The organism is Alicyclobacillus acidoterrestris, assembly GCF_022674245.1.
In the GTDB taxonomy this organism is placed as follows: domain Bacteria; phylum Bacillota; class Bacilli; order Alicyclobacillales; family Alicyclobacillaceae; genus Alicyclobacillus; species Alicyclobacillus acidoterrestris.
In genome coordinates this window covers 446,439-460,485 of sequence record NZ_CP080467.1, presented here as the reverse complement: position 1 = coordinate 460,485, position 14,047 = coordinate 446,439, and the positions used below count along the sequence as shown (strand labels likewise).

Here is a 14,047-nt window from a genome sequence, read left to right as displayed (position 1 = left end):
ACCCTGTCTTTTCCCCCGCCTTGCGCTCCCTTGCAACGCAAAAACGGGCGAATCCAGGCTTTTGACCCGAATCCACCCGTGCTGTAGGGAACAACTTATTTTACTCAGGGAAGAACTTATTTTGCTGGGGAAGAACTTGATTTTGCGAACACACTTTTCTCACCCGTTTTTCTCCGTAATTTTTCCAGATCCATCGATTTTGCGTAAAATGAAGTCTTTCCCTGCGGGAAGGGGGAAGAGCAGGGCTGAAGGGATAAGGGAGAGCAGATTTTGTCGTGTATTTTTTCACATTTTTGATCGGGCATGGTCGAGGAATCCTTGATATGTCGGGCTTTTTCGCTTCTTATCTCCTTCCGAACTTCACCCTGTCTTTTCCCCCGCCTTGCGCTCCCTTGCAACGCAAAAACGGGCGAATCCAGGCTTTTGACCCGAATCCACCCGTGCTGTAGGGAACAACTTATTTTACTCAGGGAAGAACTTATTTTGCTGGGGAAGAACTTGATTTTGCGAACACATAGAACAGGATCGATGGGATGAGGGAAAGGATAATCCGCCCGTCCACATGTAAACAGTTTGAAAAGAACACGTTCTTATTGGACGGTCGCTCCATGAGCTACATAAAACAAAACCAACATTGTTCTCTCACCCGTCATCATCGATCACATTGATACGGTTACTAATACTACATCCTCTATTCATTGAGCCATGTTGTATAATGTTTGCAAAGTATCAAGGAGGGTGTAATGAATTCACATTACCTTCTGACACTCTTTGTCATAGTTGTTCCAGGGATTTGCGCGATGGTAATTAGTAGCTTAAAGCAAATCGACAACGCTGTTAGAGCGGTGTTGGTTTGGATTTGTCAATATGCTGGCGTAGTGGGACTCGGTGTCGTCTATCTTTTCTCCGAAACTCACTATCAAATATCAAATATGCTTGTTATAACGGGCATAAATTTCTATATTCTATGCATCACCGCGTACCAAGTCATTAAATTCTTCAACGAACGTGTTTTCCTTTCTACACTATACTTCTTTGCGTCAATGTCTGCTGTGATCGTATCATTCGCCAACCTAAATCGTGGATTTTCCGAAATATATTCAAAAGGATTTTCTCAGGGACCGCTATCTGGTGTTGAAGCCCTGTACTACACGATTAGCACGTTCACTGGATTTGGGACCCTTGATCCTGTTGATTATCATACTCAAATACTTATTTCTGTGGAGATGATTGCTTCATATATCACAGGTACGGTTCTTATCGCCTTATTAGTTACGGTTGTTGTTGATCACTTTACCAAGAAGGATGACCCGCTGGACATTTTATCAAAGGCGATAGGTCAATATTCAAGAAAACGAACTGAGAACGAGACTGACAGAACCGAATAATACAATATACACACTACCGAATCAGACGCCCCATGCCCCTTTCTGACGGAAGGGACACTCAATTGATGTCGAATTCATTGCCTTGACTGGTACAGGAGGTTTCTAAAGTGAGAAAATATCGTCCACCTTTGACTGATAACGAGACAGCGGAGCTTGAACGACTCTCGCGACTCAATTTTGATGGATGGTCTGAGGCTGATGTTCGTGAAGAGTTCATCGTCCCTCTGCTAATTCTACTCGGATATAGAAAGGACTTGGATTATTCTGTCTCACGAGAAGAATCATACAGGCTCAATCCACTGTTTATCCAGTTGGGACGCGACAGAATAAAGCTCGATTATATCTGCTCCGTTCGCAAACAGAAATTCTGGATAATCGAGTCGAAGCCAGGAGGGTATCGAACCGATACCGAGATTCCTCAACTGACAGAAGAAGATATCGCACAAGCCCACTTCTATTCCCTTCATCCGTCAGTCGATACCCCTTACTTCGTCGTTACGAACGGGTGGTTTATCCATTTATACGATAGGGAAGCCGTAAACGAAGGGTTAACACCACTATTGGCGTTCAAGCACAGTGACTTACCTTCTGAGTTTATGAAGCTCGATGCGATAATTGGAGCTACCCAGTTGTTGTATAACTTAAAGCAAAGGATATTAAGAAGTGCTGAAATAACATTGAGTGCCGAGGTGCATCTCGATAGGCTGGACGAATTCGTTCAAGCTATGAAGATGTCGGTGAATACAATCCGACCAAAAGTGTTTGAGAATTTCAGAAAGAACGCGAAGATTCAAGAGGAAACCAGGACAGAAGCAGTGACTTCCATGTTGAAAACTGCGCCGCTGGACTTAATCGTTTCTTCCGTGTTTATGGTTTCCAATTCAAGAGGCTTCATGAAGGCTTCAGCAGATATCCTCGCACAGCGGGTATTGGATTCCCCTCAGTCTATTCAGTATCTCTTCATGACGAATCTGTTGATCGAGCAAACTCGCCCAGTGAGAATTCCTTATTATTATAATGTCTTGGAGTTCCTTACCAGAGTGCAACTACTTGACTCTACTTTCACGCACAAAGGACAAACCATACAATCCATTATTGAGGATTGGGTCGAAATGTGCCTTTTCCATTTCTGGAATCGTAAAGACTTGAGGTATATGTGGCTGGCGGAAGGTATGATTGGGAGATTGGCGATTCGTCTTGTGTACCTGACACCACAGGTTCGAAGTGCCATCATATCGAAAACACAATCTCAAATCTACCTTGCCCCAGAGGAAGAGGTAGCTTGGATGGGTCCAAGTCCAGCGGGAAATGTGATAGATTTTGTGGAACATGTCATTACTGTAACTTTGTCGAACTTCGTAGACAAATACATGTCGGAAAGAGCTATTAAGGAAGCCCTCATCAAAGAGGAACTCAGCCACCTTTCAAAATTGGTCGATACAATTGAGCAACAAGATGATTACAAAAAGATCAGAAGTGAACTTGGATCATCGTGGGGTGAGCTTCGTTTCTATGATTCCACCAATGTCGATTTCGATTTGCTCTCCAGTGCCATCTGTGAAATACTATCCGAACATCCAGATGTCCTTAACAGCCTGAATGACACCATTAAGAAGAGAATCGCTTTACAGAGCAGTGTCGGTGTTGTTAATTACGCCAAAGAATGTTTGTCTATCTTGGGAGATAAATACGAGTTAGAGTCGTCTAAAGGTCTCGACGTAAACGACTACTTCAGTCCTAATAAGAACCCTTACTCGCTCCTTGCGGAATAATGACGTTCCGTCGCAAGAAGTGTAGGGATATATAGATGTTCCACTCACAACATATCCCACCGTCGGCGGGGTATGTTGTGTCACATTTGAGTTTCAAAATCCTCCCTTAACTGCTCCGCCACTTCTCCCCGAATCCCAGCTTTCCTGACAATCCTCCACCACTGTAAGTCCAGACCCTCACGTTCAATCTCCTGGATTGCCCAGTTTATTCGTCGCATCTGAAAATCATGAACGCTTTCCTTTACTGCCTCCAAAAACGATTTCGTTTGCGGCATCTTGTCTAAATGCTTTTCCAACAGGGGTAGGTAGCCAATTCGCTTCCCTATTCTGCTGATTGAAATTCGCTCTGGCTTACCGTCCGATGTAAGAATCCTCATCACCTCAGTCTGCACTAAGGCAAGAATCTCATCATCTCTCCGCCCCCAGTCAACCCGCGAATTCTTAGTGGTTACGCGCGTCGGTTTCGGCGAATGTTGCATCAGCCAACTTTTATCGTTGCGGTAGAGCCATGTATACAATGCTTTGTTCATCTGCCTAAGCTCCGTTCGTGACTTCTTCTCGTTCTGTCTCACCAAATCAAACCAAGCTTGTCGCTGACGTTTGCGAAGGTCAACGGGGACAGCGGGCGATATTGCCTGATGATTTCGCTGGGCAAGATCAGCATACTTCTTTACAGTGTTCACATCGACGCGCAATCTTCGAGCGATCTCCCGCAAGCTCAGATTGCCCTGCAACAGTTCACCGAGTTTATGCTCCCATACCGAGCCCAGAGCCTTTATCCTCCCGATCCTGTATTTGTCGTCTTCGTTGGTATCGGGTCCTTTTCGCGCATAGATAAACCCGCAGGAACACGCAAAGGTTCCAATCGGTCTCTTTATCTTGCTGTCGTATCGAATCCTCAAATCCTGAACAACAGGTTGCAGATAATGGTCGGCGGCTGGATTCAAGCACAACCACGGGGATGATCCAAACGGCTGATACACTGGCTCTTGCATAAATAGGTCATCCAAACTGATACCGAGAAACTGCATCAAGAGCAAGTGTCGTATTGGATGAAATGTTTTGCGGTGCTTTCTCACAATGGCGTTCAGCCAGTTGTCATCTCGCTCCGAAACCGAGGATTGCATGACCTCCAAAAACGGTTCGCCGTAATAGTTAAGAAACTCCCTTCGAAACTCCACCTGTCTTACATGTCCATGGACGTTGGCAAGTCCCATCTCCTTCAATCGCTCAACGTAATGGTTCGAAAACCACTCCATCGTGCGATTCGGGTAGCTGGAGTTGAGCAACTTATCCACATTGCCAACAAGCATCAGATATTTTGTGGATAATCCCTGTTCTTCTAACAATACCGTTATCTTTGAAACGGCATCATCCCATGCTGACGGGACATTTTGAATGAACACTTCTTCGGTATCCCCGTTGTTCCCCTTCGTGTCCTGGTGACAATCTTCGCAGGAGGCAGAGAGGAACTCATGCCGATTCATGGGTAACGAACGACTACGGGACAGCGAAGTCTTATGAATAGGACATATATAGACCCCAGGTATCTGATGAACTCGATGCCAATACGGCTCTCCCCAACGTGTCCTATCCTCTTCAAAACATTTACGGCAGTATTTGAGTGTCTTATCCGTACTGATGGAGCTTGCCATAATGCCAAGTCGATTGTGAACGGAGTGTCCAAGATTACCCTTCATGGACTCAAAGACCAGGCTCGCACGTTTCGGGGGCAGGAAGGCAGTGTAAAACGAGTATAAGGTATGTAATTTAATGAACTTTTCGGCTGTGTAGGGATGATGTACAGGAAGATTCTCAATGAGTGAATCGAAATGCGCGGGCAAATCGATGACAGCAGTTACACTCGTGTTTCCGTACAAATCCATGATGGTTGCTTTCGGACTGATGTTTCCGCTTTTCATGTAACACCGCGCCAACACGCTATAGAAAATCTCGTCAGGGAACGGTGTTGGAAAGAAGGCGACCATCCCCTCACCCCACTACAAACAACGGATCATTCGACGTAGGCTTGATGATGCCATTCTGTCTCAACACTTCATAGGCACTCAGCCCCTTTTTCTTGCCCTCTGCAACCGCGATACGGATGTCTCCCTGGACAGCCTGCCCCTTCAAAGTGGATCGCTCCTCAGTTTTATCCGTCGCACTTTGGGCGTGAAGAGCCAGGGCAGTTTTTACAACGGAGGGCACGGTCAGGGTTCCCTTTCCCTCCATCACCTTCTTGACCAGTCGTTTGGCTGTCGCAGGCGGGATCTCAAGTTCTACCAACTTGATGATGGACTCTTCCTCGACACCCATTGCCTGGCGTTCAACCTGTTTCTTCTTCGCAACCTGTAGCTCCTTGATTTTCTCACTCACCTTGATGGACGACGACTCCCGCTCGATGAACGAACCGATGTCGATAGGTTGAATGTCTTCGTATTTAGCGAGTCCACGTATGTCCCCAGAGCGTAGTACATCGATCATCGGTTGAACCAATTTCAGGTTCTCCTGTGCGACCTGCCGAAACAGGTGCCCGCTCAATGTCTCTTTTCCTGTAGACATGGCACGAATCTGCGCCATGACGAAAATTTTTACAGCGATATCCAGAATTCCTTGACTGAGATCGTACAATTCAGCACTCAGTTCGGGTGTCAAAGGCACGGGTTGCCGAACCCATTGGTAATCCCAAATACCTTCAATGAACAAATCCCAGTTGGCATCCTGTTTCATTCGCTCCCAAATCATGTCTCCTTGTCCACTACCGCGCCTTGCCTGCCGAAATTGTGACTGGAGTACCCCCGCCGCTTTATTGGTTCCGATTAGAACGACTGGGATTCCAATGGTATTGACCAGTGTCACGAAGTAATTGAGCATTTTCTCAGCACCCTGGCTTTTGGCTGTGCTCAAATGCTGTATCTCGTCTATGACAAGCAAACCCAATCCGTATGTACGGGAAATCTGAGACATGGCAGGTTGAAGTGCACTGATTGGGTAGCGTGCAGATCCGTATTGGCGGTAATACCGCGTTCCCAACAACAAATCAACATTGCGAAAGAAGTCTATGGTTAAACCCTTGATCGAGCCGTCATGGGGACAATCGAGTTTCAGCCAAGTTATTTGATACGCACTGAATGGGGTACCTTTGTATTCGGAGTGAACAATTACCTGGGGATAGAGCGACAGGATTCTGTTGATTGCTGTGCTCTTCCCCAATCCGCTCGGTCCGATAATCGTCAGTGCTGACTGGGTTGAACGAAACGCCTGGTTCCTACTCAACTCTACAGTGCGGTTTCGCATCCACTCTTGTCCCCCGTCGATTTGCTCCAGGAAGCCAGGTTGAATCGGATTACGATACACATATCCCTGTCGTATGAGGCGTGAAATGCGACTTTCCAGGTCGAGGTGTACGGATAGCGGTTGAAAATACTGAAAAAGGCGTTGTACCAAGTGAAAACGGATATGCGTCTCCAACTGCCGTTCTTTCGGATCAAATGGCGGATAAACAGCTAAGTGATCAATTACTTCCTCCTGGGACAGAATCGGTGGAAGTGCCTCGATAAACGGACTGAACCTATAATCCACAACATCCTGATCTATATATTCCGCAACAACAGCTTCACAGCCGTTGGGTATGAGCACTTTATTCATCGGTTCCATCGCGTTTCTCCCTTTGCTTTCTCTTTAACAAAGCCAATTCTGGATTGGGTTCATCATCAGAAGTTGGGTTCAGTTGAACCACTTGCCCCTCGTTCGTTCCCACGGATTGCCGTTTGTCCAATTCAAAGGCATCGTTTTGGCGATTCAGGGCTTTCTCCACATGGCGATTGATGCGAATGTCCTTCACCCTTTTGCGCTTACTTTCCCCCTTGCCTTGCTCCTGTTTTGTCATCCGTCCAGCATCTCTTATGATGTCGTCTATCTCGGACAGGAGATTGGCTTTGTTCTGCAAGACCTTATCTTCATTTGCCTTTTGTTCGAACTTTTCTTGTTCCAGCAGGTGCTCGATTTCTTCTATCGTTTTGTCCCTATATCGGGCTTGATAGTCGAGCAGGAAGCACTTATTAAATCCCTTGCCGTCCTCCTGCGGGATATAAATGTAATTCAGATTTCTGGGGTCGTAGGATACAGTGATCTTTACGCTCCTCCCATCATTTCGCGCTTTCTCAAACCACCGCTCTTGCAAAGCCTTTTCCGAGGAGTACAACATGCCATTGAAACAACGAATTCCACGCGCTGTAATGGAAGCCGTGGTCGTTGGCATCAGATGTAATCGCATCAAATCTTCTGGTATGGAGCGGAGTTTTCCAGCGCGATTCTTAATCCCCCAGTTCCATAGTTTCAGGGGAATGGGTTCAACTTGATCCTCGATCATCAATTGGTCTCGTTGGTACGAGTTCATCCAGGTGCTATTGTGATGTAAGATCGCCCTGACCATAATTTGGGTGAACTGATAGAGATCGAGCGTTGCGTCAAGTCTGTAGTCATGGGAACCACGTTCCCGAAAGTCGGGTTGAATCCCGCCAGGTAATATTGGCTTTACGTATCCGTTCAGGGTCTTGAAGAACCGTTCGACAATTGATTTCAACTCTGGTCTATAGGAAGGCGTGGTCATTACCTTTATGTTTAGATTCTTGATCATTGGTTCTGCCAGCCTACTGGAAATCTCGCCTTGATCGGCTAACAATGCTTCAGGCAAGTGATGGACTGGAAAATCCTCTTCCTCGATGTCGATGCCGTACTCCTTACAAAAATCGACCTTGTTCTGTACGGTATTGGCGAGTGCCATCATAGCCCCTATCCAACTGGGTCCTTCCAGTCCGACATATAATCCGCAGACCATGCGTGAAAACGTATCGACGATGCCATAAACGACGGGTCTGCCGATGACCCAGTTACGGTTGTACCGTGAAACGAGATACACGTCAGCAATCGTGGCATCGATTTGAAAAATGCTACCAGGTCCGAAAGCCTGAGATGTCCCATCCCCCACAAGGGGTCGATGACTCTGAAGGTAGTTCTTCTTAGATTGCCGAGCGGATATTTCGCGTTTCCAATCCCGTTCTTTGTAAAAGTAATACTTAAATTGCCCAAGTGTTGGCGTCTCCGCAGACGACTTTAGAAGCTGTTGCCCTCTACCTTCCTCGCCCTGCTCTCTGAGAGAGTAATACTCGCGGCGCATCAATTCGTAGCTTTGCACAAGCGATAATCCCTGACCGTAGTAAAAACGGTTGAGGGCTACACGAAAAATCCTTTTGGTTTCCTCATCCACGTTGATTCCCTGCCCTACAATCTCTGCAAACTTTCGTGGACGACCTCTCTTTCTTGCTATTAAATTGGAACTTCGGTTCATTGCCCCCGCCTTGTAATCAGGCAGAAGTGCATTTTTGTGTTGTCCGCGTTGCCAATAGCGACGTAGGTACTTCAAGAGGGTCTTTTGGCTGACTTGGAAGTGTTGAGCGGCTCCCTTCAACAACTTTGCTCTTTGTTTTGGATAAAAAATGGTCGGCTGATTCTCCACTCTCGCCACCATCTGAACGATCTCCCACGCCCTATCTCGAATGACTCGTTCCTTCTCAGTTAAAGAACTTTCAGCAATGACTTTCTTGAGCGGATCATCCGACAGAATGCAGGCTTGTCCCAAAGACAACAACGTCAAGAGGTCATCTACCCGCCTAATCTTAGGAAGACTGGTTCGTCCCAGGATCTCAATCGTTGCAACCTGTTGATGACGTTCGTCAATCCATAGCACCCGCTCGATGTGATCAGGCAAGCCATCTTCGTTCATGAACTGAATGAGCAAGTTAACCGTCATAAGCATCCCGAACACCTCCGTCGCTCTGAACGACTGCGATCCCTCGAATCACTTCCTTCACTGGCTTCCCCAAGTCGATGCGAGTATTCATATCAACCAACACCTGTTTATTCGCGATCAAATGACGCAGTAACAGCAGACCCGAACCTGGTTCGAGGTTAAATTGACTGTCCAGAGCATTGGTGACATCTCTCACCGATTTCCGAGTTCCGTCCAACCACCCAAGCAAAATACCTTTCAATCTTTGAATATCGTGAACCGAAATCCCACCGCCGTCATCCAGGTTTTTTGCCGAATGTATCCATTCAATATTCTTCGCCCTGGTGACGTTGATATCGTGTTGGGTCACAATGCCCCAGTCTATTTGCTTGGACTCGAAATATCTTCTCATTAACTCGAAACGCTCTAAGACTCGCGGCTTATCCAATTCGGCGGCGGCTTTCACACTCCGAGCGACGTACCGTTTCTTTCCATCCATGTCCTTCAGGGTTAGAAGAAAAGTCACTGAAAAGACATGGGGAGTGCCACTGTCCTTATCGCGGTACTTGTTCAAGTCAATATCGCAGTCCCCAAGCGTGTCTTGGAGGTCAAGAATGGGGTAATGCTCTCGAATGTCCCAACAATCTGCATCATATTCGACGAGGTAAAAATAACGGGTTTCGATGTCGGAGAGAAAATGATGGATACGACCAGTCTTCCAGCCCCTTACCCTACTCGATCTTCCACTCGAACTATAGTCCTGCGTTGTGAGCCACGGGCGGTAGCGATCAAGTTCCCCCTGACCCCTTCCTTCCTTTATGTATCGTTTAAGTGTCTGGTCGTTCCATTTTGCTCTTGGCATGTTAACCTCCGTGTTATCACTCATAATCTGATCGGTGTCTATATGTCCGCCCTGCAAGCTCTTTGACAAAAAACAACGGGGTCCCGTTTTTTTAATAACGGAACCCCACTTATGACGGATGGTATCCTGATTTCAATCCACTACACCTGAAACTCCACGAAGCCTACAATAGTTCTGCTTTACGCTTCATTTCACTTCTGCTGGGATTTGTATACAACAGCGTAACCTTCAGATCCCTGTGACCACATTGATTCGCTACCTCATGAACAGAAAACCCATTCTCTAAAGCATTTGTTGCATAGAAATGTCTTAAAGTATGGGGTGTGATCACTTGGCTAAATCTCTTGAACTGCTTATTGATGACTGTTCTGTCTACTCGCTCGGTTTCGCGGGAGTTGAACAGATACTCACTCCCTGGTTTACGGACTTTCATGTATTCCCGAATCGCCGCTACGATCCTGGTGTTGAGATAAACTAACCTCTGCTTTCCGCCCTTGCCCTTACGGACAACGACTTCCTTCGCCTCTAAACTGAGGTCTGTTAGCTTGACATTGAGTGCTTCACTAATCCGCAATCCCGCATACGCCAACAATGTTGCCAAGGCATACAATCGCTTATCCCCTGACTCCAGGATTTCCTGCCTGAATTTCTCCACATCGCTCTTTGAAATGATGCATGGGTTTGCGAAATCCAGTTCCACCTTCATGAAGTCGGATTTCTCAACCACGACATCATCCTGAGTGCCCTTACCAGCTAAAAATTGGTTATACGCAACCATGGCACTTAGATATCCATTTACCGTTTTTGCGTTCAGATGCTTTCCCTTAAACCGTTTCACGTTGATGAGGTAATTCCTGTAATCCAGAATGTTCTCCCGATACAATCGCTTGCAGTCCATTCCATATGTATCACGGAACCATTTCAAATACTGCTGAACGTTCAAAACGTAAGTTTTGATGGTGTTTTGACTTTTACTCGACTGAGAGAGAAACGCCGAAAATTCTTCAATTAAGTCTTCCATGCTTTCCTCCTCAATCGCTCAGAAATTCTGTTGCATTCAATCTGTCTCTGAATCTCCAGAGTTGTGTTGCACTCACGTCCAAATTCTAACTCCAGATTTGATAGAAGTGCAACATAAGAATGGTTCTGTTGATAATCAAAAACCCTACTCGACCAAGCGATAAGGGCTGAGTCATTTCGCTTCACCCAGCCCCATCCCGATCAAACAAAGTTACGAAGCTGTCAATGTATCTCAATCTCATACCACTTTTCGTCACCTGGAAAACCGCTGGTTCGAAAGTAATGAGCTATGTCATTGTTACTGAACCTCAAGGTGTCACCTTTCGTCATATGCCTCATGTCGTGCGAAATTTTGATCAACGCATGGCATTGGGTCGGCGTGAGATATGCCGCCTTCTGGCAGACCCTTTTTACCGTATCGATCGGGATCGCGCCATGATAGAATTGCACAAGCCTGTTTTTCTTTCGTTCAATCAGGTTTGGAATATCCCTTTCGGGTTTAGTCCAGTCATGCCAGCCCAGGCTCATATCCGATAAGCACACAAACAGCAAAGTTGCTTCATCGTCCGTAAAGTAACCCTCCAACTCACGTTTCGCCGTCTCGATGATTTCATTTGTATCCTGGAGAATCATGTATAGCTTCTCTTCTAACCCACATATCAAGTCAAGCGGCTTTTCCCACTCAATGTAGGTTTGCCGATTGAAGCAGTTAAATGCGATGATTTTATCAATAAGTTGCCTGTCCAACGTAACTGTCACTCTTTGCTCTGTCTGAGTTTGTCCCATGAAACTCTTCCCCTCTCACATTGGTAACTGTTTTCAATACGCCTTACTCCATTCGGGCAGACAGCCCTGAGGAGCCATCTGCCCGCCCTCAATTTTCTCTCAACCCTTTGGGCACTTGGTTGCACGGCTTGCAAGAAACTCTGCCAAACGGGCGGCTTCCCGTTCCACATTGACTTCGAGCATTTCTTGCATGTCGAAGTAATAGGTAGTGCCCACAGCCTCACCTATTGGTTGCAGGACGAGTTGGCACTCATCGTGGTCTGAGTCGATCAGGGGAATAGCCCTAATCCCATACCGAAATTCCAGAATGCTTGCAACTCGATTCATCTTCTCAGGGACCAGACCGACTGGCTCTTGCTTAACTGTCACCTTGTCCATTGCTTTGACGCTCGTACTCATCAGAAAGCTCCCCTTTATACTTGGTATTGTTTTTAACCTTTGTCATTGATAAGTAAGCGGGATTTGGCTTCTTTCTCCTCGAAGGGAGAGGTCATACGAGGTACTGCTTTCTCGTGCAAACCCCGCCGAGATAACTTCACTCTTCCTGAAGCTGAAGGGCTTTGGCAAGGAATTCATGAAGATCAGCTTTGCTGACTTTAGTGACTTCAGCGATTTCCTCGTGGAATAAGTTCCAGATACGCTGTGCCTCATTTTCAGCGTCACATTCAATGATTTCGTCCTGCTCATATCTGATGATCGCGCGACGGTCTTGATGCAGTTCACTTTCCACGCATGCGATATGGAGTGTGACTGCCTCTTTGAGAGTGATCAGTTGCGAAATTCGCAAATCATATTCGTAGTGTAAGATTGTTGAGATGTGTTCAATTTTTTCACCAACCAGCTTGTCTTCCAGGATGGATATAGTTTTCTCCATGCTTCCCTTTGTTTGTGTAGTCATCGTTCTTTTCATCCTTTCAGTTTAGATTCGTTGGCATAAGAGAAAGAGGTTGAGTCCTCTCTCCTCACGTTCGCCAACCGTTGTGTTCGAGGGATACCGAACGGGAGCGGCGTTGGGTATCCATTGCTATTCAGTTGTCAAGGAACAGGTTTGAAAGCTTTGGATATGGGCAAAACAAAAAAGCTGGCTTAGTCCAAAGGTGCTTTTCATTTTACTTAGACTTCCAATTGTTCTAAGGGCATAGAACACCCGTAGAACCATTGGTAAAGCATTTGTCTAAGTAAAACTTCCGCACCTCTCGACAAAACCAGCTTTAGCGGTCTATATGAGAGGAAAAACTCTATATAAAAAGTATGCCTACCGAAGAAGGATCTTCCTGATCACTTCCGTGAGAGTAATCTACCATGGATATCGACTTCTGTCAACACTCTATTTGTCGATGCCGATAGTTCGCCCTGATATGTAGGTTAATCCCAACCTACTGTCTCCATCAACAGTCTGAACGAATCTTCGGTAACAACCTCTGGCAATTCGTAACCGTCATCTTTGCTCAACACTCTGACCCGATCCTGGTTTCTACGCTCTTCCTGCTCCAGCGCAACACACTCTCTGACCCATTCATCAAACATGATCTCTTCATCGAGATGAACGCCTTCCCTATCAAGACCTGATACTTCTCCCATATTCGATCCCTCCTGCTCCGATTATGGAACAGGTGTTCGGAAATGTCGAGAGAGAGCAGGGATTTCGGGAGGAGGGACGGAGCTAAGCGATTTTCGATTTCACTCGTTTAATCATACCGACCAACATTCTAACCAGTTCCTGTGCCTCGGCATCCAGTTTGTCAAACACACCTTGCTCGATGTAACCCAAGCGGAGTGACAGTTCCAAAAAACACCTTGTCTCCTGCAGAGAACCCAACGCATTCGAATAGAATGCCATCTGCTTGCGGGGATATAGTTGAAAGGAATTACCTTCAGCGATATTTAACGGGACGCTACTACTGCTCCGCTGACCCTGTGATCCCAATGCGTACAGTTCGTGTTTTGGGAATTGCTTGGTAAGGGAATAGATATTCTCGCAGAGTGTCATCGAACGTTTCCATACAGCGAGCGTCCTGTAATCCCGCGCAATAAAGTCCTCATTATCGTTGTGATTCAACCATGTCACCCCCCTTCCCCTATGACACTGATTCGTAAAGCTCAGTGAGTCGCCGCATGTGTTCCTTGGTATCCTGATACATCGCTTCACTCGCCAGGATATGGGCAGTCAATGCGGCTTCCATAATTTTGAATCGAATTTCTTCGAGTTCCTCGATGGAATGTGCGTCCATAAACGAACTGTTCAAGAAGTCCTCTTTCAAATCAAGGGCTTCTTGACGCAATTTCAGGAGCTTATCTCGCGATTTCTGGAAGAGGGAGTGTTCAAAAATCTCTCGTTCGATTTTGTCAAGCCGCATTTGCAGTTCTTGGATTGTCGCCAATATCTCACACCTTTCGTCATTGTGATTTGCTCTACAGTCAATGTTAG

The 14,047-nt window shown here is 46.3% G+C and carries 13 protein-coding genes; 2 read left to right on the top strand and 11 right to left on the bottom strand.

Going from position 1 to position 14,047, the window contains the following annotated elements:
- The first annotated feature begins 743 nt into the window (after positions 1 to 743).
- Entirely contained in the window at positions 744 to 1,388 is a 645-nt protein-coding gene (locus tag K1I37_RS02190; protein WP_021294767.1) for a hypothetical protein, read from the top strand.
- 107 nt (positions 1,389 to 1,495) lie between these two features.
- The gene (locus K1I37_RS02185) at positions 1,496 to 3,160 is read left to right on the top strand and encodes a hypothetical protein (protein ID WP_021294768.1); all 1,665 of its coding nucleotides are present in this window, start codon (positions 1,496 to 1,498) and stop codon (positions 3,158 to 3,160) included.
- 80 nt (positions 3,161 to 3,240) lie between these two features.
- Here K1I37_RS02185 and K1I37_RS02180 read toward each other — a convergent pair whose 3' ends face one another.
- The 11 genes from K1I37_RS02180 to K1I37_RS02130 form a co-directional block, all read right to left on the bottom strand.
- Complete coding sequence (locus K1I37_RS02180) at positions 3,241 to 5,148, bottom strand: TnsD family Tn7-like transposition protein (RefSeq protein ID WP_021294769.1); 1,908 nt, start codon at positions 5,146 to 5,148, stop codon at positions 3,241 to 3,243.
- 4 nt (positions 5,149 to 5,152) lie between these two features.
- The gene (locus tag K1I37_RS02175; RefSeq protein WP_021294770.1) at positions 5,153 to 6,817 is read right to left on the bottom strand and encodes an ATP-binding protein; all 1,665 of its coding nucleotides are present in this window, start codon (positions 6,815 to 6,817) and stop codon (positions 5,153 to 5,155) included.
- Positions 6,801 to 8,978: a Mu transposase C-terminal domain-containing protein gene (locus K1I37_RS02170; protein WP_021294771.1), complete on the bottom strand. Its 2,178-nt coding sequence runs from the start codon at positions 8,976 to 8,978 to the stop codon at positions 6,801 to 6,803. Before K1I37_RS02170 ends, K1I37_RS02175 begins: the two co-directional genes overlap by 17 nt.
- Positions 8,962 to 9,813, bottom strand: a complete 852-nt coding sequence (locus K1I37_RS02165; RefSeq protein ID WP_021294772.1) for a heteromeric transposase endonuclease subunit TnsA — start codon at positions 9,811 to 9,813, stop codon at positions 8,962 to 8,964. Before K1I37_RS02165 ends, K1I37_RS02170 begins: the two co-directional genes overlap by 17 nt.
- 163 nt (positions 9,814 to 9,976) lie before the next feature.
- On the bottom strand, positions 9,977 to 10,834 hold the full coding sequence (locus tag K1I37_RS02160) for a tyrosine-type recombinase/integrase (protein ID WP_021294773.1): 858 nt from the start codon (positions 10,832 to 10,834) through the stop codon (positions 9,977 to 9,979).
- Positions 10,835 to 11,055: 221 nt separating this feature from the next.
- Positions 11,056 to 11,619 (bottom strand): hypothetical protein, encoded by a 564-nt coding sequence (locus tag K1I37_RS02155; RefSeq protein WP_021294774.1) that lies wholly within the window; start codon positions 11,617 to 11,619, stop codon positions 11,056 to 11,058.
- Between the two features lie 99 nt (positions 11,620 to 11,718).
- Positions 11,719 to 12,018 carry a hypothetical protein gene (locus K1I37_RS02150; protein WP_021294775.1) on the bottom strand — a complete coding sequence of 100 codons (300 nt, stop codon included), beginning with the start codon at positions 12,016 to 12,018 and terminating at the stop codon, positions 11,719 to 11,721.
- Positions 12,019 to 12,154: 136 nt separating this feature from the next.
- The gene (locus tag K1I37_RS02145) at positions 12,155 to 12,517 is read right to left on the bottom strand and encodes a hypothetical protein (protein WP_021294776.1); all 363 of its coding nucleotides are present in this window, start codon (positions 12,515 to 12,517) and stop codon (positions 12,155 to 12,157) included.
- Positions 12,518 to 12,984: 467 nt separating this feature from the next.
- Entirely contained in the window at positions 12,985 to 13,200 is a 216-nt protein-coding gene (locus tag K1I37_RS02140; RefSeq protein ID WP_021294777.1) for a hypothetical protein, read from the bottom strand.
- An 82-nt stretch (positions 13,201 to 13,282) separates the two neighbouring features.
- Positions 13,283 to 13,678: a four helix bundle protein gene (locus tag K1I37_RS02135; protein WP_021294778.1), complete on the bottom strand. Its 396-nt coding sequence runs from the start codon at positions 13,676 to 13,678 to the stop codon at positions 13,283 to 13,285.
- A gap of 19 nt (positions 13,679 to 13,697) precedes the next feature.
- Positions 13,698 to 14,000 carry a hypothetical protein gene (locus K1I37_RS02130; RefSeq protein ID WP_021294779.1) on the bottom strand — a complete coding sequence of 101 codons (303 nt, stop codon included), beginning with the start codon at positions 13,998 to 14,000 and terminating at the stop codon, positions 13,698 to 13,700.
- Positions 14,001 to 14,047 lie beyond the last annotated feature (47 nt).